Below are 23,861 nucleotides of genomic sequence, written 5' to 3' on the forward strand. Positions count from 1 at the left end.
ACCGAGGTCGACCGAGCTTGACTGTGCTTGTTTGAGAAGGGGTGGCGTTGACCGTGCCGGCCAGTACTGCGCCCGAGGCGCCACCCGCGAAGCCCTCACCGGACACCGGAAGCGCGCCACCCGCGAACATCTCGCCGGGCACCGGAAGCACGCCACCCGCGAACATCTCGCCGGGCACCGGAAGCACGCCCCCCACGAAGCCCTCGCCGGGCACCGGAAGCACCCGCGGCGCCGACACCCGCGCCCTCACCCAGGTGCTCTTCGGCCAGCTCAAGGAGCTGGAGCCGGGCAGCCCCGAGCACGGCCGGGTGCGCGGTGCGCTCATCGAGGCCAACCTGCCGCTCGTGCGGTACGCGGCCGCCCGCTTCCGCAGCCGCAACGAGCCGATGGAGGACGTCGTCCAGGTCGGCACCATCGGGCTCATCAACGCCATCGACCGGTTCGACCCGGAGCGCGGGGTGCAGTTCCCCACCTTCGCGATGCCCACCGTGGTCGGCGAGATCAAGCGGTACTTCCGCGACAACGTCCGCACGGTCCACGTACCGCGCCGGCTGCACGAGCTGTGGGTGCAGGTGACGGGCGCGACCGAGGACCTCACCACCGCCTTCGGACGCTCACCGACGACCGCGGAGATCGCCGAGCGGCTGCGCATCACCGAGGACGAGGTGCTCGCCTGCATCGAGGCCGGACGCTCGTACCACGCAACGTCGTTGGAGGCCGCCCAGGAGGGCGACGGACTGCCCGGCCTGCTCGACCGGCTCGGCTACGAGGACCCCGCGCTCGACGGCGTGGAGCACCGCGATCTCGTACGCCACCTCCTGGTCCAACTGCCCGAACGCGAGCAGCGGATCCTGCTGCTCCGCTACTACAGCAATCTGACGCAGTCACAGATCAGCGCCGAATTGGGCGTTTCCCAGATGCATGTGTCGAGATTGCTGGCCAGAAGCTTCGCACGACTTCGGTCCGCAAATCGGATCGAGGCGTAACCGTATCGAGTGGAGTGCCGTCGGGGCTGTTCCCGACGGCACTCTTTGCTGAAATGGCGCAGACCCCCTCTTTCCTGCACGGATGTCACCCTTGTTTGTCGACAAGTAACTACAGCGTGTTGCCGACATGTGACATTCTGCTGGAACCGCGTTTGCCGTAGCCCCACCTCCGGTATTCAGGTGGAGGCTGCGTTCCTCCGACGGGAGCGCCCACCGCGACCGTCCGCGACCTCAAGGGGGTGGCATGTCCGCAGACCAGGGCAGCTCGAAGGTGCTCACGCTCACGCTCACGAAGAGCCCGAGCGAATCCGCGCCCGACGCGCTTCACAGCTCACCAGCCTCGGAAGCCATCGACACCCGGACCCTGTCCCGCTCCCTCTTCCTGCGGCTCGCCACGCTCGCCCAGGACAGCCCGGAGCGCGTCTATGTACGCGACACGCTCATCGAGCTCAACCTCCCTCTCGTGCGGTACGCGGCGGCCCGCTTCCGCAGCCGCAACGAACCGATGGAGGACATCGTCCAGGTCGGCACGATCGGTCTGATCAAGGCGATCGACCGTTTCGACTGCGAACGCGGCGTGGAATTCCCGACGTTCGCGATGCCGACGGTCGTCGGTGAGATCAAGCGCTTCTTCCGCGACACCAGTTGGTCGGTGCGCGTGCCGCGCCGCCTCCAGGAGCTGCGGCTTGCGCTCACGAAGACCAGCGACGAGCTCGCCCAGCGGCTCGACCGCTCGCCGACCGTGCCCGAACTCGCCGTCGCACTCGGCGTATCGGAGGAGGACGTCGTCGACGGCCTCGCCGTCGGCAATGCCTACACAGCCTCCTCGCTCGACTCCCCGACCCCCGAGGACGACGGCGGCGAGGGCTCCCTCGCGGACCGGCTCGGGTACGAGGACTCGGCCCTGGAGGGTGTGGAGTACCGCGAGTCCCTCAAGCCGCTGCTCGCCAAACTGCCGCCGCGCGAGCGTCGCATCATCATGCTGCGCTTCTTCGCCAACATGACGCAGTCGCAGATCGGCGAGGAGGTCGGCATCTCGCAGATGCACGTCTCCCGGCTGCTGACGCGGACGCTGGCGCAGCTGCGTGAGGGCCTCATCTCGGACTGAGGGCGTCAACGGAGCGGTGCGTGGCCGGTGTTGCTGACGGGGTTCCTAATTGACGGGCCGTCAGCCACACTGGCGCGATGCGACGTGGTGTGCGGAACGTGCTCTGTGCGGGTGCCGCTGCGCTCTGCCTCGGCGGGGCGCTGTCCGCCTGCGGCGGCGGCAGCGGTGACGGTTACGTGGCGACCGGCGCGGCCGGCTCCTCTCCGGAGCGGGCTCCGGGTGCTCCGGTGGGCCCGACCGCGGATGTGAAGCTGATCCCGCTCGACGGGGGTGATGGGGCGGACGGGGCGGACGGGGCGGACTCGCCGAAAGGGTCCGGCTCCGGCTCTGGTTCTGGTTCTGGTTCTGGCTCTGGTGTGGGCTCCGGGGGGCCGGGTGACTCGGAGGGGAAGTCGCCGGGTGGCGGTGGGGGCGCGGCACTTGGCGGGGACGGTGCGGGGCGCGCTCCGGCCGGTGCGGGTGGCGACTCCGGAGGCCCGTCGACTCCGTCCCCGGACGCTCCGGGGCCGAATTCCCCGTCTACGCCACCGTCTGCTCCGGGCAGGCCGGATACGCCGGGTACGCCGACTACGCCGCCGAGTGGGCCCGCGAAGCTCAGCTTCGGTGAGCCCGAGCGGGAGCCCGCGGACAAGCGCTGGTGCGACAAGGTGACGGTCACCTTCCGCAACACCGGTGGGTCACCGGTGCGTTCGGGAACGGTCACCTTCGGCACGCACATCATCGGCGCGCTCGGCGTCGACTGGGCCACGATCGAGTCGACCGTGAAGTTGCCGGTGCCGATCGCTGCGGGGCAGAAGAAGGAGAAAACGTGGCCGGTATGTGTTGACGCGTGGCGGGTTCCGCTCGGTATGCACGTCGAGACGCGGGACGTCTCAGTGAAGTGGGACTAGTCCCCGCCGGGGGGCGGGGGCTCTCCGTTTCCGCCTGGGTCTACGGGCCCGCCGTGACCGCTCGCGCCCCTGACCGGCCGCCCCGCCGCTGCCGCCTGCGGGCCCGCCGTGGCCTTTCGCGCAGTTCCCCGCGCCCCTGAACATCCACCCCGCCGCTGCCACCTGCGGGCCCGCCGTGGCCGTTCGCGCAGTTCCCCGCGCCCCTGAACATCCACCCCGCCGCTGCCATCTGCAGGCCCGTCGTGGGCGTTCGCGCAGTTCCCCGCGCCCCTGAACATCCACCCGCCGCCGCCATCTGCGGGCCCGTCGCGGGTGTTCGCGCAGTTCCCCGCGCCCCTGAACATCCACCCCGCCGCTGCCATCTGCAGGCCCGTCGCGGGTGTTCGCGCAGTTCCCCGCGCCCCTGAACATCCACCCCGCCGCTGCCATCTGCGGGCCCGCCGTGGGTGTTCGCGCAGTTCCCCGCGCCCCTGAACATCCACCCCGCCGCTGCCATCTGCGGGCCCGTCGTGGACGTTCGCGCAGTTCCCCGCGCCCCTGAACATCCACCCCAGCGCTGCCATCTGCAGGTCCGTCGTGGGCGCTCGCGCGCGGGCGTGTCCAGTCGCGGCGGCCCCAGGGGCGCGGGGAACTGCGCGGCCGGCCCGCGACTCGACGCAGGCGGTCAAGTAGTCGGGCTGCCCCTAGGGGCGGGGTGCCCCCACCCGTAGAAACGTCGAGTTACTTGAGTGCCAGCCAGGCCACTCCCGCCACGATCGCGATCGCGAGGATCACGCCGATGATCAGGCCCACGCGCGGGCCTGAAGAGGACGTCGCCGCCTGCTGGCGCCCCCCGCGCGGCGCCTCGTCGACGAAGGCGCGGAACATCTGCGTGCTGCCGGCGGGATCGGGGTTGCCCTGGTTGCCCTGGGGGTTGTGTGCCATGGAGCAGGACCCTAGCGAATCGACCGCCATCCGCCCAACCCCCTCTGGCCAGGGACTTTACGCACGGGGTCCCAACGCTTTGCCGACTCTTTAGTCCGATGAGCCCTTTTTAGTTTGCCTGCGGCAACCAACTGCTTCTATCGTTGCCCTAAGCAACAAAAAATGAGGAGGTGCCGTGGCCGCGCAGCGACAGTACGAGGAGCTGGCCCGACAGCTCAGCGCCATCGGTGCCGTGAAGCGTGGTCTCGGACGGGGCCTGCCCCACGACTGCCCGGCCGGATCCGCCGCCGTACTCATCCTGCTCGACCGCCACGGTGCGATGCGGATGAGCAGGCTCGCGGAGCTGCTCGCCGTCGACACGTCGGTGACCAGCCGGCATGTCGCCCACGTCGCGGAGAAGGAGTGGATCGTCCGCGATCCCGACCCCGCGGACAAGCGCTCCCGAATCCTGCGGCTCACGCCCGACGGCAAGGCCAAGGTGGACGAGCTCTCCGAGCTCTCCATCCGGACGCTCACCCACTACCTGCACGACTGGACCGACGACGAGGTCGTCCAGCTCAGCACGCTGCTCGCGCGACTGCGCGACAGCTTCGGGGACTGCCGCGCGGCTTCGGCCCGGCTGCCCCACTCCCCCCACGACGTACAGACCACGTCGGAGACCACCCGTACACCCGCGTAAGAAAAGGAACTCCATGGCAACAACCACACCAGCCGGTGTGCGGGGCAGCCATGCCAAGCACGGAGCACATCACGGTCACAGCGGTGAGAACGCTCCGATGACGCACCGGCAGATCATGGAAGCGCTGTCCGGGCTGCTGCTCGGCATGTTCGTGGCGATCCTCTCGTCGACGATCGTCTCCAACGCCCTGCCCGAAATCATCGGCGACCTCGGCGGCGGCCAGTCCGCCTACACCTGGGTCGTCACCGCGTCGCTGCTCGCGATGACCGCGACGACGCCCCTGTGGGGCAAGCTGTCCGACCTCTTCAGCAAGAAGGCGCTCGTACAGATAGCCCTGATCATCTACGTCGGCGGATCGGTCGTCGCCGGTCTCTCGCAGAGCGCAGGGATGCTGATCGCCTGCCGCGTTGTGCAGGGCATCGGCGTGGGCGGCCTCTCCGCCCTGGCGCAGATCGTCATGGCCGCGATGATCTCCCCGCGTGAGCGCGGCCGGTACTCCGGTTACCTCGGAGCGACGTTCGCCGTCGCCACCGTCGGCGGGCCGCTGCTCGGCGGTGTCATCACCGACACCTCGTGGCTCGGCTGGCGCTGGTGCTTCTACGTCGGCGTGCCCTTCGCGATCATCGCGCTGATCGTGCTCCAGAAGACCCTGAAGCTTCCCGTCGTCAAGCGCGACGTGAAGGTCGACTGGGCCGGCGCGTTCTTCATCAGCGCCGCCGTCTGCCTGCTGCTCGTCTGGGTCACCTTCGCCGGTGACAAGTACGACTGGATGTCGTGGCAGACCGGCGCCATGGTCGGCGGTTCGATCCTGCTCGCGCTGATCTTCGTCCTCGTCGAGTCCAAGGCGACCGAGCCGATCATTCCGCTGCGGCTCTTCCGCAACCGCACCATCACGCTCGCCTCGCTCGCCTCGCTCTTCGTGGGTGTCGCGATGTTCGCGGGCACGGTCTTCTTCAGCCAGTACTTCCAGCTGGCGCGGGGCGAGTCCCCGACGATGTCCGGCGTGATGACCATTCCGATGATCGGTGGTCTGTTCATCTCCTCCACCGTGTCCGGTCAGGTCATCACCAAGACCGGCAAGTGGAAGGCGTGGCTGGTCAGCGGTGGCGTGCTGGTGACGGCGGGCCTCGGTCTGCTCGGCACCATCCGGTACGACACCGAGTACTGGCACATCGCGATCTTCATGGCCCTGATGGGTCTCGGCATCGGCATGATGATGCAGAACCTGGTCCTCTGCACGCAGAACCAGGTCGCCCCCGAGGACCTCGGCTCCGCCAGCTCCACCGTCACCTTCTTCCGCTCCCTGGGCGGTGCGATGGGTGTCTCGGCGCTCGGCGCGGTCATGGCCACGCGGATCAGCGACTACGTCAAGGACGGCGTCAACGACCTCGGCCCGAAGGCCGCGGCCCAGTTCGGCCACGGCGGCACGGGCGGCGGCGGCATCCCCGACCTGGACAAGATCCCCGAGCCGTTCCGCACGGTGATGGAGAGCGCGTACGGGCACGGCATCGCCGATGTCTTCCTGATCGCCGCGCCGATGGCGCTGGTCGCCTTCCTGATCACGATCTTCATCAAGGAGGTCCCGCTGCGGACGTCGGGCGGTCTCGCCCAGGCCGCGTCGGAGAACGCCCCCGGTGCCGAGGGTTCCGACGCCTCCGAGGCTTCGGCCGGTGCCGCTCCCGCGGCCACCGCCGAGCAGCCCGTCCTCGCGTCCGTCGCCTCGCACACCGAGGCGGGCCCCGAGGGCACACAGCGGCTCGCCGCCGTGGCGTCCGCCGCGCAGCCCGGCGCCGGCTCCGGTGAACTCCCGCAGATCACCGGCGGCATCCCGGTCCACGGCTACGTCCGCGGCGCCGAGAGCGTCCCGGTCCCGCAGGCCGCCGTCACGCTGATCTCCCTCGGGGGACGGCAGCTCGGCCGGTCGGTCGCGCAGGGCGACGGCTCCTACGCCGTCGACGCCCCGGGCGCCGGTTCGTACGTGCTCATCGCGTCCGCCGACGGGTTCCAGCCGCAGGCCTCGACCGTCGTCGTGGGCGAGGACGCCCTGTCGTACGACATCCTCCTCAGCGGCACCAGCGGCCTGAGCGGACTCGTGCGGGACGCGGACAGCAAGCTGCCCGTCAGCGGCGCCATGGTCATCGTGACCGACGTGCGCGGTGACGTCCTCGCCACCGGACTCTCCGGTGAGCAGGGCGAGTTCACCTTCGCCGAGCTGGTCCCCGGCACCGTCACCATCGCGGTGAACGCCGCGGGTCACCGGCCGCTGGCGCTGCCCGTCGAGGTCGGCGGCACCGGGGTCACCCGGGTCGAGGTCGAGCTCAACTCCGGCGCGCAGGTGCTCGGCACCGTGCGGGCGGGCGGCTCGGCGCTGAACGACGCCCGCGTCACGCTGGTGGACGCCGCGGGCAACGTCGTCGCCACGGCCACCACCGGGGCGGACGGGGCGTACGCCTTCACCGACCTGGACAGCGGGGAGTACACGGTCATCGCGACCGGGTACCCGCCGGTGGCCACGGGGCTGACGGTGGCCGGCAGCGGCATCGACGGCCACGACATCGAGCTCTCCCACCCGGGCGAGTGACGGCTCCGGCCCGAGGCCGCGCCCCGAGCGGAGGCGCGGCCCCTGGCCGGTTGCGGAAAGGGCCCCCGGGCCGGCGGTGGCATTCATGGCAGGGGACGGCCAGTCACCGCCGCCGGGGGCCGTCTGCTTGTTGCAGCGGGCATTCGTACAGCGTGAATTCATACAGCGTGTATTCGTACAGCGTGCATTCGTACAGCGTGAATTGAGCTTGGACTGTGAGGCTTCCCGGAGCGGGAAGCCCGGCAAGGAGTAAAACGGGATGGCACTCAACGCTCGGATCCGGACGCGTGACGGGTGGGCCGTGCCCCACGCCGTCGTCACGGTGACGGACATGACCGGCACGCAGGTACTGCGGGCCGCCACGGACGAGGAAGGCGTCGTACGGGACGGGACCGCCCTCGCGGCCGGGCCCTACACCGTCATCGTGACCGCCGTCGGTTACGCGCCCGTCGCCTCCACGGCACTCGTCACGGCCAGCGGGCGGGCCGAGGTCGGCAACGTCGTCCTCGCCCGGCAGGGCGGCACGGAGCTGCCGCCGCCCGGCCCGTGGACCGTCGACCCGGCCCACTCGACCGTGGGCGCGGTCGCCCAGCACCTGGGGATCACCAGCGTGCACGGCCGGTTCACGGAGTTCGGCGGGCGGATCGAGATCGCCGAGGACGTCGAGAAGTCGAGCGTCGAGGCCGTCATCCGGTCGGCGTCGATCGACACGGGCAACGGCATGCGGGACGGGCACCTGAAGTCGCCGGACTTCCTGGACGTCGAGCAGTACCCGGAGATCACGTACCGCTCGAACGGGCTCACTCCGGCCGGGGCCGACCGGTGGACCGTCCACGGCGAGCTGGGCATGCACGGGGTCGTACGGCCGGTCGACCTGGACCTGAGCTACCTGGGGACCGGCGCGGACCCCTGGGGCGGCACGCGGGCCGCCTTCCGCGCCACGGCCGAGCTGCGCCGGGAGGACTTCGCCATGAACTACAACCAGGTGGTGCAGGCGGGCATCTCGGCGATCGGCACGACGCTGAAGGTCGAGCTGGACATCCAGGCCGTGCAGGGCGAGGGGCTCCCTCAGGCCGGCTGACGGTTCGGACGGGGGGCGGGGCGCCGTGAGGCTCCCCGCCCCGGCCGGTTAAGGGGTTCTTGGTTAAGAGGTTCCTGATTCAGGGGTTCTTGGAGAGGAGAGCCTCGATGCCCGCGATCATCAGGTCGAGGGCGATCGTGAAGTCCCGCTGCCACATCTCCTCGACCGTGTCGCCCTCCCGTGCCGCCATCAACTCGTCCGCACTCTCCAGCACCCCTTGCGTCGCCAGTTCGTTGCGGACCGTACCGGCGGCCTCCCGGTAGTACTCCTCCTGCGACATCCCCGCCTCCGCGCACCGCGAGATGTAGTGGCCCTCGATGGTCCCGAAGCCGTAGACGAACTGGAAGACCGCCGAGATCACCCCGTTCTGCGTGTACGCGGGGAGGCCGGTGCTGCGGACCGTGTTCTGGATGGCGAGGGCGAACGCCAGCCAGTTGGGGCCGATGTTGAGGTAACGGCCGACGAGCGGCGACACCCAGGGGTGGCGGATCAGCGTCGCGCGGTACTCGTCCGCCAGCGCACGGAGCTGCTCGCGCCACTCCTCGGGCGCCGTCTCCGTGTCGGGGAGCCGCATCTCGCCGCACACCGCGTCGAGGGCCAGCTCCAGGAGGTCGTCCTTGGTGTCGACGTACCAATAGACCGACATCGCCGTGACGTTCAGTTCCCCGGCGAGTCTGCGCATGGAGAACTTGTCGAGTCCCTCCGCGTCCAGGAGCCGGACCGTGGCCTCGGTGATGCGTTCCCGGTCGAGGCCGTTCGGCTGGTCGCCCTTGCGGCCGCCGCCCCGGGGGGCCTTGGCCTGCAGCCAGACACTCGTCCGCGCCGTGTTCTTCGTGCGGCCGGCTGCCTTCGCCATGGCGCACCTTCCTCGTTGGTCCTCGGGCCTGGAGCGGTTGTCTCCGGGTCTGGAGCGGTTGTTCTCCGGATCTGGAGCCGTTGTTCTCCGGGTCTGGAGCGGTTGGTCTCCGGGTCTGGAGCGGTTGGTCTCCGGGTCTGGAGCGGTTGGTCTCCGGGTCTGGAGCGGTTGTTCTCCGGGTGGGTCGGCGTGGGAGGGCGGACGGTCCGGAACCGGGTGGTCCGCCCTTCCCTTGATGCTATGCCGCCGTCCTACCCACGGAGTCTGCCCTCTCCGCCCTGCGCAACAACGCGGCTGCCAGGATGCCGCCGGCGAGCACCGCCACCGCGCCCACCAGCTGGCTCGTCTCCAGGCCGGAGGAGAACGCGTCGGCGATCCGCTCGCGTTCACCCGCCGACTTCGCCGCCGCCATGGCGGCGGGGAACGACGCGGCGGAGACCGCGACGAGCGACGCGAAGCGGGAGTTGAGGACCGCGCCGAGCACGGCGACGCCCAAGCCGTTGCCGAACTCCGCGAGCGTGCCGTTGATGCCCGCGCCCACGCCCGCCTTCTCCGGCGGGATGGCGCTCATGATGGCGTTGGCCATGGCCGGCATGGCGAGTGCGATGCCCGCGCCCATGACGATCAGGCCGAACAGCAGGCCGTTGTAGTTGTGGCCGCCGAGCAGCGCTATGGCCGCGAGGCCCGCGGAGAGCAGGCTCATGCCGGACGCGATGGTCACGGGCGTGCCCATCTTGGCGTGCAGCTTCGCGCCGATGCCCGCGAGGTTCAGGGCCACGATGGTCACCGCGAGCGGCGCCGTGCGCAGACCCGCCTCCAACGGCTCGTACCCGAGCACGAACTGCAGGTGCTGCGTGAGCAGGAAGAGCGAACCGCTCAGGCCGAAGGCGACCAGGATGGCACCCGCCACGGCGCCGATGAAGCGCTGGTTGCGGAAGAAGTGCATGTCCAGCATCGGGTACGGGATGCGCAGCTCCCAGAACGTGAACGCGCCGAGGACCAGCACGCCGACCGCCGCGGAGACCAGCACCTGCGCCGACGTCCAGCCGTGCTCGGGGCCGGAGATGATCGCGTAGACCACCGAGGCCATGCCGATGGTCGAGAGCAGCGCGCCCAGGAGGTCGGGGCGGTCGCCCTGCGGGTTCTTGGACTCGGGCACCATCTTGAGGACGGCGACGAGGCCGATCAGCGCCACGGGGATGTTGATCAGGAAGATCGAGCCCCACCAGAAGTGGTCGAGCATGAACCCGCCGAGCAGCGGACCGGCCGCGAATCCGAGGGAGTTGATCGTGGCCCAGAGCCCGATCGCCTTCACGCGCTCCGCGTCGTCGAAGATCTGCACGACGACCGCGAGAGTGGTGGTCATGAGCAGCGCGCCGCCGATACCCATGCCCGCGCGGGCGGCGATGAGCTGCGCGGAGCTCTGGGCGAGGCCCGCGGCCAGCGAGCCGATGCCGAACAGGGCGAGGCCCGCGGCCAGCATCTTCTTGCGCCCGTAGCGGTCGGCGGCGCTGCCCGCGGTGAGCAGCAGGCCGGACTGGACGAGCGAGTACGCGTTGATCATCCACTGGATGTCGGACGTGGACGCGTCCAGCTCCCGGGTGAGGGAGGGGATCGCGACGCTCAGGACGGTGTTGTCCAGCAGCACGGTGAGCTGGGCCAGGCAGATGACGCCGAGGATCAGCCAGCGCTGTGGGTGCCTCTGCGAGGCGGCGGGGGTCTCGGCGGTCGTTGCCGTCATGCGGTCCTCCCTTTCCGGATAGGGCTTGCACGGTTCTTGTACGCGTTCTCGTACGCGTTCTTGTACGGTGTACGGGGCTTGGCGATGTACACCGTAGAACAGTTCCCGTACGCCGTACAAGAGGTTTTCGGAAAGGGGTCCGCGTGGGATGGCTCTCTCTTCGGCCGGTGCTACTCCTTCGGTCGCGTCAGGTCGTAGAACGTCGCGCCGCCGGCCGTCACCTTCTCGAACGTCGACTCGACCCAGGAGGTGATCGCCGACGCGGTGCCGTTCCCGCCTCCGCCACCGCCCGTGCCGCCCGCGATGAAGTAATGGACCCTGCCGTCCGCCACGTACTGCTCGAACTGCTCGAGTGTCGGTGACGGGTCGCTGCCGTTGAAGCCGCCGATCGCCATCACCGGGTCGCCCGTCGCCAGCTGGTAGCTCGCCGCGTTCTGGGAGCCGATGGCCGCCGCGGCCCACGTGTAGTCCTCGGCGTCCTCGGCCAGGAGCTTCTTCGCTTTAGCGGAGACCTGGGCGCCGTTCAGCAGGCCGCCCATGCCACCACCGCCGCCCGTGCCACCACCGCCCGGACGGGCCTGCTCCCCCTGGGCGCCGCCACCCGGCCCGCCCTGCGGCACACCGTTGCCCTGCCGCCCGGGAGGCGCGCCCGGCGCCTGCCCTCCCTGGCCCGCCGGCTGCTGCCGCATCCCTCCGCCGCCGGCACCACCGTCGCCGCCCCGGCCCCCGGGACCACCGCCCCCGGGCCCGCCCCCGCCACGCGGCCCGCCCATTCCCCCTGCGGAAGCCGGACCGGCCGTCACGATCGAGCCCGTGTGCGCGCTGTCCACCGTGGACAGGGTGTACGCCACCGGGCCCGCCAAGGACGCCGCCATGCTCAACCCGACGGCGGTCAGGGCGAGTCGGCGGCCGAGCCGGCGCGCCGCCACCAGGCCCGCCGCCCCGACGGCACCCGCGACGAGCACCGCCCACCGCAGCCACGGCAGGTGGTCCGGGACCCGGTCGAGCAGGACGTACGCCCACACCGCCGTGCCCGCGACCGTCGCCCCGAGCACCACGCCCGCCCACCGCGAGGCGCGCTCCTCCCACAGGACCGTGGCGCCCATGCCGACGAGCGCGGCGATGTAGGGGGCCAGGGCCACCGTGTAGTACTGGTGGAAGATCCCCGCCATGAAGCTGAAGACCGCCGCGGTCATCAGGAGCGAGCCGCCCCACGCCACGAACGCCGCCCGTGCGGTGTCCGTGCGGCGCGCCGTGCGGGTGAGGACGAGACCCGCCGCGAGGAGGATCAGCGCGGCCGGGAGCAGCCAGGAGATCTGGGCGCCGATCTCGGAGTCGAACATCCGGCCGATGCCCGTCTCGCCCCACTGACCGCCGCCGCCCCCGCCGGGCCCGCCCCCGCCGCCGGGGCCGCCGCCACCGCCCACGCTGCCGGTCTCCTCGCCTTTGATGCGGCCGAGGCCGTTGTAGCCGAAGGTCAGCTCCAGGAAGGAGTTGTTCTGCGAGCCGCCGATGTACGGGCGGGAGGACGCGGGCCACAGTTCGACGATCGCCACCCACCAGCCGCCCGCGACGGTCATCACGAGTGCCGAGAGGGCGAGTTGGCCGAAGCGCTTGCGGAGCCTCACCGGTGCGCACACCGCGTAGAGGACCGCGAGCGGCGGCAGGATCAGGAACGCCTGAAGCGTCTTGGTGAGGAAGGCGAAGCCGACCGCGACGCCCGCCCACACCAGCCACTTGGTGCGGCCGTGCTCCAGCGCGCGGAGGACGCAGTGGACCGTGACGGTCATCAGGAGGGCAAGCAGCGCGTCCGGGTTGTTGAAGCGGAACATGAGCGCGGCGACGGGCGTGAGGGCCAGGACCGCGCCCGCGATCAGGCCCGCGGCGGCACTGAAGCGACGCCGCACCGCCGCGTACAGGACGCCTACCGTCGCGACACCCATCAGGACCTGCGGGGCCAGTACCGCCCAGGAGCTGAGGCCGAAGAGGCGCACGGAGAGCGCCATCGGCCACAGGGACGCCGGCGGCTTGTCGACGGTGATCGCGTTGCCTGCGTCGAGCGAGCCGAAGAAGAGGGCCTTCCAGCTCTGGCTGCCCGCCTGCACGGCGGCGGAGTAGAAGGAGTTGGCGTAGCCGGACGCGCTGAGGTTCCAGAGGTAGAGCAGCGCGGTGGCGAGCAGCAGGCCGAGGAGCGCGGGGCGCGCCCAGCGGGGGTCGTCGGCGCGGCCTCGCCACAGTCGGCCGGGCAGCGTGCCTGCCCGCCGGTGCGCGGACCCGTCGGGCGCCGCCGGGAGCGGTGCCGCCGGGAGCGATGCCGCCAGGAGCGATGCCGCCGGGAGCGATGCCGCCGTGGGGGAGGTCGTCGTCATCGTGCGTTCCTTGAGTCGTGGGGCGTGGTCGGTGCAGCTGTTGGGGCTGATGTGACTACTGAGGTCTCCGGGCCGCCCCGCTCCGGGCCGCCCCGCTCCGGGCCGCCCCGCTCCGGAACGTCCTGCTCCGGAACATCCCGCTCCGGGAACACCCACGCCCGCAGCAGCAGGAAGCGCAGCACCGTCGCCGCGAGGTTCGCCGCGATGAGGACGGCGAGCTCCGTGGAGTGCGCGGGCTCGCCCGATGCCGCGCCGAGCGCCGCGAGGGAGCCGCTGGTGAGGGCGAGGCCGATGCCGAAGACGACGAGGCCCTGCGCCTGGTGGCGGACCGCGTGGTTCCGGCCGCGCACGCCGAAGGTGAGCCTCCGGTTCGCCGCGGTGTTGGCCACAGCCGACACCAGGAGGGCGAGCGCGTTGGCGGCCTGCGACCCCGTGAACGTACGGAAGCCGCTGTAGAGGAGGAGGTAGAAGAGGGTCGAGAGAGCGCCGACCACGCAGAAGCCGACGAGCTGGCGGGCGAGGCCCCCCGGGACGCCGGTGAGCTGTCTGTCGCGCGGGTCGTCGCCGAAGGGCCGGACAAGCCGGTCGAGCGGCAGCGCGCCGACCGCGAGCGCGCGGCCCACCCGCCACACGCCCTTGAGGTCGTCCATGGCCGTCCGCACCAGGTGGACCGTGGAGTCCGGGTCGTCGACCCAGTCGACCGGCACCTCGTGGATGCGCAGCCCGGCGCGTTCGGCGAGGACCAGCATCTCGGTGTCGAAGAACCAGCCGGTGTCCTCCACCAGCGGCAGCAGCACCCGTGCCACATCGCCGCGGATCGCCTTGAACCCGCACTGGGCGTCGGAGAAGCGGGCGTGCAGCGAGCCGCGCAGGATGAGGTTGTACGCCCGGGAGATCAGCTCGCGCTTCGGGCCGCGCACCACCCGTGAACTGCGGGCGAGCCGCGAGCCGATCGCCAGGTCCGAGTGGCCGGAGATCAGCGGCGCGACCAGCGGAAGCAGCGCGTTGAGGTCGGTGGAGAGATCGACGTCCATGTACGCGAGGACCGGCGCGTCGGAGCCGGACCAGACGGCGCGCAGCGCCCGGCCGCGGCCCTTCCGGTCGAGCCGGACGTGCCGTACCTCCGCCATGGAGGCGGTGAGTTCGGCGGCGACCTGCGGGGTGCGGTCCGTGGAGGCGTTGTCCGCGACCGTGATGCGGAAGAGGTAGGGGAAGGTGCGGGTGAGGTGGTCGTGCAGCCGCAGGACGCACGGCCCGAGGTCCTTCTCCTCGTTGTGGACGGGAATCACGACGTCCAGGACGGGCACGTCGCGCCAGGTGGCGGGGAGGTGGTCCCGCGACGGCAGGACGCCCAGGGGAGAGTCGGTGCGCATGCGGCCGACACTCGCCAAGTGGTCTGTCAGGGCTGTGTGGTGAGGCTGTGGCCAGGCTGTGAGGTGGTGGCCAGCGCGTTCTCGTTCACGTTCTCGATGTCGAGCGCGGGGAGCGCGACGGCGAAGACCGTCCGCCCCGCGGCGCTTTCGACGGTCACCGAGCCTCCGTGCGCGGTCACGATGGCGCGTACGAGGGCGAGGCCGAGGCCCGTCGATCCCGCGCCGGCCCGGCGCGCACGGGAGGCGTCACCGCGGGCGAACCGTTCGAAGACGGCGGGCAGGAGGTCGGGCGGGATGCCCGGCCCGTCGTCCTGCACCTCCAGGAGGACGTGCGGCCCGGCCCGCCGCACGCGGGCGGTGGCGGTCGTGCCGGGCGGGGTATGGGTCCTCGCATTGGCGAGGAGGTTGACGACGACCTGGTGCAGGCGGGCGGTGTCGGCGCTCACCAGGGCGGGCGCGTCGGGCAGTTCGAGACGCCAGAGGTGATCCGGTCCCGCGGCCCGCGCGTCGCTGACGGCGTCGACGACGAGCGGCGCGAGATCAGTGCTCTGGTACGAGAGCGGCTGCTCCGCGTCGAGCCGCGCGAGCAGCAGCAGATCCTCGACAAGACCGGTCATCCGTTCGGCCTCGGACTCGATCCGACCGAGCGCGTGCCGGGTGTCGGGCCCGGTGGTCTCCCGTCCGCGGCGCGTCAGTTCGGCGTATCCGCGGATCGAGGCGAGCGGCGTCCGCAGCTCGTGGCTGGCGTCCGCGACGAACTGCCGTACCCGGGTCTCGCTGCGCTGGCGCGCGTCGAGCGCCGATTGGACGTGGTCGAGCATGCGGTTGAGCGCGGCGCCCACCTGCCCGACCTCCGTACGCGGATCGGCGTCCGGAGCGCGCTCGTACAGGGCCACCTCGCCGCTGTGCAGCGGGAGTTCGGACACGCGGGTGGCGGTGCTCGCGATCCTGCGCAGCGGGCGCAGCGCGACGCCGACCATGGCGGCACCGGCGAGCGACGCGGCGACGAGACCGGCCGCGGTGACGCAGACCTCGACGACGATCAGCGTGCTGAGGGTGTTCCGCACCTTCGCGGTCGGCAGGCCGACGAGGAAGTCGCCCTTGTGCCCAGTCGCGTACGTCACGCGGTACTCGCCGAGCCGGGGAACGTCCACGTTGTGCGGCTTACCGTCCCTCGGCACACCGGCCAGCGCGGCGACCTGCGCCCTGTCCAGCCGCGTCGCGTCCGGCACCGTTCCGCCGCCGTCATCCTCAGTGCTGACGAGAGCACGCCCTACGGAGCCGTCGTGCACCTCGGCGCCGACGGCCCCGATCTCCTGCGGGCCCCGGGTGACGAAGTCCAGCGGGTCGTCGTTCGTGCCCGGCCCTTCGCCGGGCCGGGGCGGCAGTTTGTCGCCGCCCGGCGCGACGGTAGGCCCCGCCGCCCGCTCCGCGACCCCGCCGAGCGCCCCGTCCAACTGCTCGTACAGATGGGACTTGAGGGCGATGGTGGTGACGACCCCGATGACCGCGCACACGACGGCGATCAACGCGACGGCGGAGAGGACGAGCCGCGTCCGCAGGGTGCGCGGCCGCTGCCGCCCGCGAATCCGTCTCCCGGGGCCGTCGCCGTGTCTCACGCCGACACGGTGGACACCGGGACGGCGGCCTTGATCAGGTAGCCTGCCCCGCGCCGCGTGTGGATCATCGGCTCCCGGCCGGCGTCGATCTTCCTGCGCAGATACGAGATGTAGAGCTCGACGACGTTGGCCTGGCCCCCGAAGTCGTAGTTCCAGACCCGGTCGAGGATCTGTGCCTTGCTGAGCACGCGCCGCGGGTTGCGCATGAGGTAGCGCAGCAGCTCGAACTCGGTGGCGGTGAGATGGATGCTGTCGCCGCCCCGCGTCACCTCGTGGCTGTCCTCGTCGAGGGTCAGGTCCCCCACGACCAGCGTCGACTCGCTGCGCTTGTCAGCGGCCCCGGCACGCCGGATGAGCCCGCGCAGCCGCGCCACGACCTCCTCCAGGCTGAACGGCTTGGTCACGTAGTCGTCGCCGCCGGCCGTGAGACCGGCGATGCGGTCCTCCACGGCGTCCTTCGCGGTCAGGAACAGCACGGGCACGCTCGGCATCTCGCGCCGCAGCCTGCCCAGCAGGGAGAGCCCGTCCATGTCGGGCAGCATCATGTCGAGCACGACGGCGTCGGGCCGGAACGCGCGCGCGGCCCGCACAGCGCCCGCCCCGTCACCCGCACTGCGGATCTGCCAGCCCTCGTACCGCAGGGCCATGGACAGCAGCTCGGTGAGCGACACCTCGTCGTCCACGACGAGCACGCGGACGGGGCTCCCGTCCGGCCTGAGCAGTTCGGTACGCGCCTGAGGCGAGATCGTGGTCATGCCCCACACCCTCCGCCGCGCCCCTGAGAGCACTCTTGCGCGAACCTGTGAATTCCCTGAGAAACGACGGCAGGGTGCACCCGGTCCCTCCCGCTGCCCTCGCTTCGACAAGAGGCCCTTCGTCAGGAGGCACACCACCCCAGCCCTGTCAGAAGAGCCCCTCCTGCTCGGCACCGCCACCCCCGGTCTCCACCGCCTGGACCGGCACCGTGACGCCGGCCGCCGCGTCGGCCGCCACCAGCTGCCACCCCACGAGCACCCGCGTGTCGACCACCAGCGCGTCCCCGCCCGCGGTCTCCAGATGCAGGTCGGGCCCGGCCGCGGCCACGAGCCGCCCCGCGACGGCCCCGCCGCCGACCACTTCCCGCACGACCCCGAACGACGCCCCGGCGACGACCGCAGCGTCACCACCACCCGCTCCCGTCCCATCTGCTCGCAGCCTGCCCATGCCCGACCCGAACGCACGCAGGCCGAACGCCCCCGAGTGATCCACGGCCTCGAACGACACCCGCTCCAGCGTCTCGGCCCACCCGTCGAGCGCCACGGCCCGCCCGTACAGCTGCGTCAGTTCCCCCACCCGGTCCGGCCACGCGGGCAGCGCCCCCCGAACCTCCCGCTTGCGCGCATACGGCACCCGGTCCGGCACTCCGAGCGCCGCCCGCAGCAGCTCCTCCGTACGCCGCGCGGCCATCAACGGCCCGCGCCCCAGCCAGCAGAACGCCACCGCCCCCTGCTCCAGGAGCCGCACGGCACCCCGCTCCTCCGCGGTGATCCCCACCTTGACCAGTCCGGCCCCGAACCACGCCAGATAGACCCGGTACGTCCGCGGATCGTCGGGCACGCCGTCCGCGGCCACCGAGAAGGCCCGGTCGAGCCGCGCGCACTCCGGACAGCGCGCCTGCGTGGCCCGGCCCGGCACGACGGCCCGCAGCGGGCACGGATTCCCACGCGCCCCCACGCACCGCCGCTCACCGACGGCACGGAATCCGATGTCCGTCCCGTACGCGAGTTCGCTGCGCCGGCCCCCTTCCCACCGCAGCACGGGCCTGCCGTCCGGCCACCCGAGCCCCGCGCACCGCCACTCCATCCCCGCGACTCCCTCAACAACCTCATCGAGCTCAACAACCTCATCGAGCTCATCGGCTCGACGGCCTCGACAACGCGAAAGGCCCCCGGATGTTCTCCGGGGGCCTTTCGACTGTGTGCACTCGGCAGGATTCGAACCTGCAACCTTCTGATCCGTAGTCAGATGCTCTATCCGTTAAGCTACGAGTGCTTGTTTTTTCTTTTGTTTCCGTCTCCGCTCCCCGGCCCTTCGGCCCGCTCGCGGCGACAGGAAGAACATTACATGACTGCCGCCGCCATGTGAAATCCGTTAGGCGGACCCCTTGTGAGCTGCGAAAACGCGCTCCGGAGCGGTGACGCGCCAGGATGCACCGAAGCCCCGGTCCAGACGGACCGGGGCTTCGGATCAAGGTGCGGAGGCGGAGGGATTTGAACCCTCGATGGGCTTTAAGGCCCAAACCGCATTAGCAGTGCGGCGCCATAGACCGGACTAGGCGACGCCTCCAGCTTGCACACCTGCGCGAGCGCGGGGTGCGTGCAGATGATGACACAGCCGAGCGGTGTGCCACCAATCGCGGCCTCCACGGTACTAGTCGCGCGGCCCGCAGGGCAAAGCGTTTCGTCGCACCGCAACGTAGCGCGGCGCACGGCGTTAGAGGGGTGAGCCATCCGTCCCGGGGGCGGTGCCGAACCCACCGCTCCGCCCCTCCCCCCCGTTCTCCGAGGAGCCCGCAATGCTGCGTCGTTTCGCCCTCACCGCCGCCGCCTCCGTCGCCGCGCTGTCCGCCGTGCCCGCCACGGCCCACGCCTCGACGCCCCCCGTGCCCCCGGCCGACCAGCTCACCGTGACGGTCACCGGCACGGGGGGCGAGGCCGACGGGAAGTACAAGCTGACCTGCCACCCGACCGGCGGCACCCACCCGAACGCGGCGGAGGCGTGCGAGCGCCTCAAGGAAGTCACCGTCTGGGGCACCGACCCCTTCGCGCCCGTGCCCAAGGGCGCGATGTGCACGATGCAGTACGGCGGGCCCGCCACCGCGCACGTCACGGGCACCTGGCAGGGGCGGCCCGTCAACGCGACGTACGACCGCAGCAACGGCTGCGAGATCGGGCGGTGGAACGCTCTCGTGCCGGTGCTCCCCGCGACCTCCGCGTGACCAGGCGGTACTGAAAACTCACATGTTCTGCGTGCGACCTCCCTCTCATCCGGCGTCGCGCGCACAACCACTCCCCGTAGACTCCCTCCCGTGACACGCCACGGGCCGAGGGGCAAAATGGCCTGAGCGAGTCGGCAAGCAGCGGTAACCAGGGAGGAAGCGTCGTCGTGAGCAGCAGGCCATCCCGAGGCGCTGCTCGCCTCGCAGCCATACTCGACGCGCTCCCTGACGCGCTGGTCCTCGTCAACGCCAACGGCACGGTGGTGAACGCCAACGCCATCGCGCTGGAGGCGTTCGAGGCACCCGGCACCGCGCTCGTGGGGCGCGGTCTGCTCGACCTGCTGCCGGAGTTCGACTCCCGGCTCATCCCCGGGTCGATGCGGCGCCCGGACACCATCGACGAGCGCGGGCGCACCAAGCCGACGCGGATGACCGCCCGGCGCACGGACGGCATCGAGTTCCCCGTCGAGGTCACCAGCTCCCCGCTGGAGGACGGCAGGGACGCCTACGACCAGTACGGGTACACCGGCGACGAGCTGCTGATGCTCGTCGTGCGCGACCTGTCGGGCACGGTGGACACCGAGGCCGAGCTGGCGCGTTCGCAGCGGCAGACCGAGATGATCCTGCGCGCCGCGGCCGAGGGTGTCGTCGGCACGGACACCGACGGCCGGGTCGTCCTCGTCAACCCGGCCGCCGCCCAGATACTGGGCTTCAGGGCGAGCGACCTCGGCGGGCAGGAACTGCACCCGCTGGTCCTGCACTCGCGCGCCGACGGCGAGCCCTTCCCTTACGAGGAGTCCCCGCTCGCCGACACCCTGCGCTCCGGGCGCAAGCACCGGGTGCGCGGGCAGGTCCTGTGGTCCAAGAGCGGCGCCAAGGTGCCGGTCGACCTCACGACGTCGCCCGTGCGCGACGGGGACCAACTGGTCGGCGCGGTGATGACGTTCACCGACCGCAGGCCCTACGACGAGCTCAACGAGAAGTACGAGGCTGCTCTCGCCCGGCACGCGGAAGAGCTCACCGCCGCCGCCGAGGAGCGCGCCGCCGAGATCAAGGCCGCCGAGGAGCAGCGGGCCGAGGAACTCGCCGCCGAACAGGAGCGGTACGCGGCGCTAGCCGAGCGCGAGAAGGACCGCTTCGAAGAGCTGGCCGAACGCGAGAAGGCGCGGTACGACGCGCTGGCCGCGCGCCACGAACAGCTGCTCGCCGTGCTCGGCTCGTCCCTGCGCGGCCCCTTGGACGAGCTGCGCCGCGAGCTCGCCGCGCTCGCCTCTGACGACGCGGGACAGCTGTGGCCCGAGGCCAACCAGGTCCTGCACCACCTGTCGGCCGGGTACGCGCGGATGACCACGCTCGTCGACAACGTCCTCGGCTACCAGCGGCTCGACGCGGGCGACGAACAGCTTTCCCGTACGACGGTCATGCTCGACGCGGTCGTCGCCGCCGGCGTGGAGGGCGCGGTCGAGCTGATCGGGCCCGGGCGCGCCCAGTTCGCGGTGCACGCGCCGCCGATCGAGCTCGTGGCCGACGCGGGACGGCTCGCCACGGCGGTCGCCCACCTCGTCGCGGACGTGGCGGGAATCGACGCGACCGGCAACACGCGCGCGGGTGGCTACGTGGACTCGACCGTCGTCGTCGCCGCGGCTCAGCGCGGCGAGGTCGTCCGCATCGAGGTGCGGGGGCCGTTCGGCGGGGGAGACCCGGTGCACGAGCCCATCGTGCGCGGCATCGTGCGGGCCCACGGAGGCGTCCTGCAGACGCACGAGGTGCCGGGCATGGGCGGCAGTGCGTATGTCCTCGAAGTGCCGATCGGGGCGGTCTCCGCGGCCTCTACGGTCTCCGCGGTCTCTACGGTCTCCGCGGTCTCTTCGGTCTCTACGGAGGGGGCGGGTTCGGGTTCGTCCTCTGCGGCTGCCACTCCGGGGAGTGCGGTTGTGGTGCCCCAGCAGGCGTCGGGCACCTCCGGTGGGGGGCGTCGGCGGGCTCGGCGTTCCTCGGTGGACTCCTTCCTGGGAAGTGCGAGTGCCGCGCCGGGCTCTTCCGGTGAGGCGGGTTCTTCTGGCGGAGCGGGTTCTCCTGGTGGGGCCGAAGTCGGTACCGACGGCGGTACGGGACGGCGCAGGGGTCGGCGTGCGGCGGAGGCCGCTGCTCCGGAGACCCTCGGCGGGGCGGTGGCCACGGAAGCGGTGCCCGGGCCCGCGGCCGGGACCACGGCCGGTCCCGCCGGTCCGGTGGGCGGTCCGGTGGGCGGCCCCGGCGTAGGGGCGCAGGCCACGGAGACGGCCAGTGGCGGTACCGGACGGCGACGCGGCCGGCCGAGCGCCGCCGAGGGCGCCGAGGGTGCCGTGATGACGGCGGCCGAGCACGCGGCAGGTTCCGCCGCGCTGGGCGAGACGGTGCCGCCGCAGGGCGTGCCCGTGCCTGCCGGGGGGACGGGCCGTCGTGCCCGGCGCGCCGGCGAGCAGCACGCGCTGCCCGCGCTGGCCTCCGGGCCCGCGGAGACTTCCGGGGCCACGCCCGGCACCGAGCTCGCCGCGGTGGAGGCCGCCGGGCAGCACGGGGACGCCGCGCGGCCCACGGGGCGGCGGGCGCGACGCGCGCTGGCCGCCGCGAAGGAGCGTGCCGCCGCGGAGGAGGCGAACAACGGACGCGTCTTCGCGCTGCCGCCCGCCCCGGCCGACCGCACGCCGGGCCAGGCCACCGCGGGCCAGACCACCGCGGGGCAGGAGTTCGCGGCCCCCCAGGGCGACACCGGGCACCACGCCGCGGCCGTGCGCGGCGGCGACGACCACACCCCGCCGCAGCCGCACCCGGTGAACCCGGGTGGCGCTCCGCGCACTGCTTCGGGCGAGGTTTCGGGCGGGGCTCCGGGCGCTGCCTCGGGCAGGGCGACACCTGCTCACGGGACGCCCTCTCAAGGGGTGCCGTCCCAGGGCGCGCCCCAGGCTCCTGGGAACCCGCACCAGGGGGGCGCCCGGGTCGCCGATCCGGGACCGCTGCCGCCGCCGCAGCCGTGGCCCGACGGCACCACGCCGCCGGGCGGAGTGCCCGCGCAGGCCACGCCGCGCGCCACGGGCCCCTCGCACTCCACGGGCACGCCGCACGCGACAGGTACTCCCGCGCAGGGCGTCCCGACGCAGGCACGGGGTGCCGCGCTCCCGCCCGAGCGCGGCCCGCAGGCCCGTGCGGCCCAGCCGCTGCCCGCCGAGGCCGCGCCCGGCGACCCCAACTCGACGCAGGGGCGCTCGATCAGCGTGCGTACCCTCGGGCAGGGTGTGCCGTTCGGCCAGCAGATCACCGAGCAGCAGCGCGGTCCTCAGGGCGGACCGCAGGGCGGTCCCCAGGGTGGACCCCAGGGTGGCCCGGCCGTACCCGGCCAGGCCCAGCAGCCGCCGCGTACCGCCCGCATCCCGGAGTCGCCGCAACCCCCGCAGCCTCCGCTGCCGCCTCACGCCGCTCAGGCGCCTCACGGTCCGCAGACCGAGCAGTCGGCCGCGGCCGCGGCTGCCGCGGCGGGGCCGATGCCGGCACCGGCTCCGGCTCCGGCCCCGGCCCCGGCACCCCAGGGGCCGGAGGCCCCGCCCGCCGCCGCGCAGTCGCACACGCTGGGCGGCTCCGGGCGCAGGCGCAGGCTGTCCACGCCGCCCGAACCGACGACCGAGCCCGCGACCGGCCAGACAGCAGGACAGACAGCAGGACAGACAGCAGGACCAACAGCAGGACAGACAGCAGGGCAGACAACTGGCCAGACGGCCGACGGACGCCCGGAGACTTCGGCGCGCCCGCACCCGCAGTCCCGCATCTCGTCGACCACCGAGGGCACCGGCCGTTCGTACGCGATCGGCGCCCCGGACGAGGACGCCGACGAGGGTCCGGAGCCGCTGGACGGGCCCGGCGGTGCCGTCGAGGTCGCGAACCGGCCGCAGCCCCAGCCGATGGACGACGAACTGCCGCCCGAGCCGCTGGACAACCCGCGCCGTCTCCTGGTGTGGCCCGCGCCCGACGCCACCACCCAGCAGGCGCTCAGCGACCGCGGCTACCGCCCGGTGATCGTGCACTCGCGCGAGGAGGTCGACGCGCAGATCGCGGCGTTCCCCGCGGCTCTCTTCGTGGACCCGCTGACCGGGCCGATCACGCGCACGGCGCTGCAGTCGCTGCGGCAGGCGGCCGTCGCCGCCGAGGTGCCCGTCCTCGTGACGGCGGGACTCGGCCAGGCGACGCGCGAGGCGGCGTACGGCGCCGACCCCGCCGTACTCCTGAAGGCCCTCGCCCCGCGCGACAGCGAGCAGCACCCGTCACGGGTCCTGCTCATCGAGGAGCACGAGGAGATCGCGCTCGCCCTGACCGCCACTCTGGAGCGGCGCGGCATGCAGGTCGCGCGGGCCGAGAGCGACGCGGACGCGGTGACGCTCGCGGCGCAGATGCGGCCGAACCTCGTGGTGATGGACCTGCTCCAGGTACGCCGTCGCCGGGCCGGGATCGTCGACTGGCTGCGTGCGAACGGCCAGTTGAACCGCACTCCGCTGGTCGTCTACACCGCGGCCGTCGACGAGACGGAGCTGCCGAAGCTCGCGGCGGGCGAGACCGTGCTGTTCCTGGCCGAGCGCTCCACCAGCGGCGAGGTGCAGAGCCGGATCGTGGACCTCCTGGCGAAGATCGGCACGAACTGACCACTGG

16 protein-coding genes and 2 tRNA genes are annotated in these 23,861 nt (G+C 72.1%); 8 read left to right on the forward strand and 10 right to left on the reverse strand.

Annotated features, from left to right (window positions below; all coding sequences use genetic code 11):
* Window positions 1-53: 53 nt before the first annotated feature.
* From AB0N81_RS36240 to AB0N81_RS36250, 3 genes are all read left to right on the forward strand, one after another.
* Window positions 54-986: a SigB/SigF/SigG family RNA polymerase sigma factor gene (locus AB0N81_RS36240; protein ID WP_365366117.1), complete on the forward strand. Its 933-nt coding sequence runs from the start codon at window positions 54-56 to the stop codon at window positions 984-986.
* A gap of 244 nt (window positions 987-1,230) precedes the next feature.
* Window positions 1,231-2,094 carry an RNA polymerase sigma factor SigF gene (locus tag AB0N81_RS36245; RefSeq protein WP_365366118.1) on the forward strand — a complete coding sequence of 288 codons (864 nt, stop codon included), beginning with the start codon at window positions 1,231-1,233 and terminating at the stop codon, window positions 2,092-2,094.
* Window positions 2,095-2,741: 647 nt separating this feature from the next.
* On the forward strand, window positions 2,742-2,984 hold the full coding sequence (locus tag AB0N81_RS36250) for a hypothetical protein (RefSeq protein WP_365366120.1): 243 nt from the start codon (window positions 2,742-2,744) through the stop codon (window positions 2,982-2,984).
* 720 nt (window positions 2,985-3,704) lie between these two features.
* Here AB0N81_RS36250 and AB0N81_RS36255 read toward each other — a convergent pair.
* Window positions 3,705-3,908 (reverse strand): hypothetical protein, encoded by a 204-nt coding sequence (locus tag AB0N81_RS36255; RefSeq protein WP_365366122.1) that lies wholly within the window; start codon window positions 3,906-3,908, stop codon window positions 3,705-3,707.
* 175 nt (window positions 3,909-4,083) lie between these two features.
* Between AB0N81_RS36255 and AB0N81_RS36260 the strand changes: the two genes are divergently transcribed.
* From AB0N81_RS36260 to AB0N81_RS36270, 3 genes are all read left to right on the forward strand, one after another.
* Window positions 4,084-4,587 carry a MarR family transcriptional regulator gene (locus tag AB0N81_RS36260; protein ID WP_365366124.1) on the forward strand — a complete coding sequence of 168 codons (504 nt, stop codon included), beginning with the start codon at window positions 4,084-4,086 and terminating at the stop codon, window positions 4,585-4,587.
* Window positions 4,588-4,600: 13 nt separating this feature from the next.
* Window positions 4,601-7,168 (forward strand): MFS transporter, encoded by a 2,568-nt coding sequence (locus tag AB0N81_RS36265; RefSeq protein ID WP_365366126.1) that lies wholly within the window; start codon window positions 4,601-4,603, stop codon window positions 7,166-7,168.
* Between the two features lie 259 nt (window positions 7,169-7,427).
* Entirely contained in the window at window positions 7,428-8,249 is an 822-nt protein-coding gene (locus AB0N81_RS36270) for a YceI family protein (protein ID WP_365366128.1), read from the forward strand.
* Window positions 8,250-8,328: 79 nt separating this feature from the next.
* Here the strand turns inward: AB0N81_RS36270 and AB0N81_RS36275 are convergent, their stop codons facing one another.
* The 9 genes from AB0N81_RS36275 to AB0N81_RS36315 form a co-directional block, all read right to left on the reverse strand.
* Complete coding sequence (locus AB0N81_RS36275) at window positions 8,329-9,105, reverse strand: TetR/AcrR family transcriptional regulator (RefSeq protein ID WP_365366130.1); 777 nt, start codon at window positions 9,103-9,105, stop codon at window positions 8,329-8,331.
* Window positions 9,106-9,343: 238 nt separating this feature from the next.
* Window positions 9,344-10,846: a DHA2 family efflux MFS transporter permease subunit gene (locus AB0N81_RS36280; protein WP_365366132.1), complete on the reverse strand. Its 1,503-nt coding sequence runs from the start codon at window positions 10,844-10,846 to the stop codon at window positions 9,344-9,346.
* Window positions 10,847-11,016: 170 nt separating this feature from the next.
* The gene (locus tag AB0N81_RS36285) at window positions 11,017-13,215 is read right to left on the reverse strand and encodes a glycosyltransferase family 39 protein (protein WP_365366134.1); all 2,199 of its coding nucleotides are present in this window, start codon (window positions 13,213-13,215) and stop codon (window positions 11,017-11,019) included.
* A complete protein-coding gene (locus AB0N81_RS36290) occupies window positions 13,212-14,588 on the reverse strand; it encodes a bifunctional glycosyltransferase family 2/GtrA family protein (protein ID WP_365366136.1) in 1,377 nt (458 codons plus the stop codon). Before AB0N81_RS36290 ends, AB0N81_RS36285 begins: the two co-directional genes overlap by 4 nt.
* 26 nt (window positions 14,589-14,614) lie before the next feature.
* Window positions 14,615-16,207, reverse strand: coding sequence for a HAMP domain-containing sensor histidine kinase (locus AB0N81_RS36295; protein ID WP_365366138.1), 1,593 nt, complete (start codon window positions 16,205-16,207; stop codon window positions 14,615-14,617).
* Window positions 16,204-16,962: a response regulator transcription factor gene (locus AB0N81_RS36300; protein ID WP_365366140.1), complete on the reverse strand. Its 759-nt coding sequence runs from the start codon at window positions 16,960-16,962 to the stop codon at window positions 16,204-16,206. Before AB0N81_RS36300 ends, AB0N81_RS36295 begins: the two co-directional genes overlap by 4 nt.
* 148 nt (window positions 16,963-17,110) lie before the next feature.
* Window positions 17,111-18,049: a DUF2797 domain-containing protein gene (locus tag AB0N81_RS36305; protein WP_365366142.1), complete on the reverse strand. Its 939-nt coding sequence runs from the start codon at window positions 18,047-18,049 to the stop codon at window positions 17,111-17,113.
* Window positions 18,050-18,165: 116 nt separating this feature from the next.
* Window positions 18,166-18,238 (reverse strand) — tRNA-Arg (locus AB0N81_RS36310).
* A 203-nt stretch (window positions 18,239-18,441) separates the two neighbouring features.
* A tRNA-Ser gene (locus AB0N81_RS36315) sits at window positions 18,442-18,532 on the reverse strand.
* A gap of 229 nt (window positions 18,533-18,761) precedes the next feature.
* Here AB0N81_RS36315 and AB0N81_RS36320 point away from each other — a divergent pair.
* Both AB0N81_RS36320 and AB0N81_RS36325 read left to right on the forward strand, forming a co-directional pair.
* Complete coding sequence (locus AB0N81_RS36320; RefSeq protein ID WP_365366144.1) at window positions 18,762-19,184, forward strand: SSI family serine proteinase inhibitor; 423 nt, start codon at window positions 18,762-18,764, stop codon at window positions 19,182-19,184.
* Window positions 19,185-19,351: 167 nt separating this feature from the next.
* Window positions 19,352-23,854, forward strand: a complete 4,503-nt coding sequence (locus AB0N81_RS36325; RefSeq protein WP_365366146.1) for a PAS domain-containing protein — start codon at window positions 19,352-19,354, stop codon at window positions 23,852-23,854.
* The last annotated feature ends 7 nt before the right edge of the window (window positions 23,855-23,861 follow it).

The sequence above is a fragment of the Streptomyces sp. NPDC093510 genome (assembly GCF_040683555.1).
GTDB lineage: Bacteria > Actinomycetota > Actinomycetes > Streptomycetales > Streptomycetaceae > Streptomyces.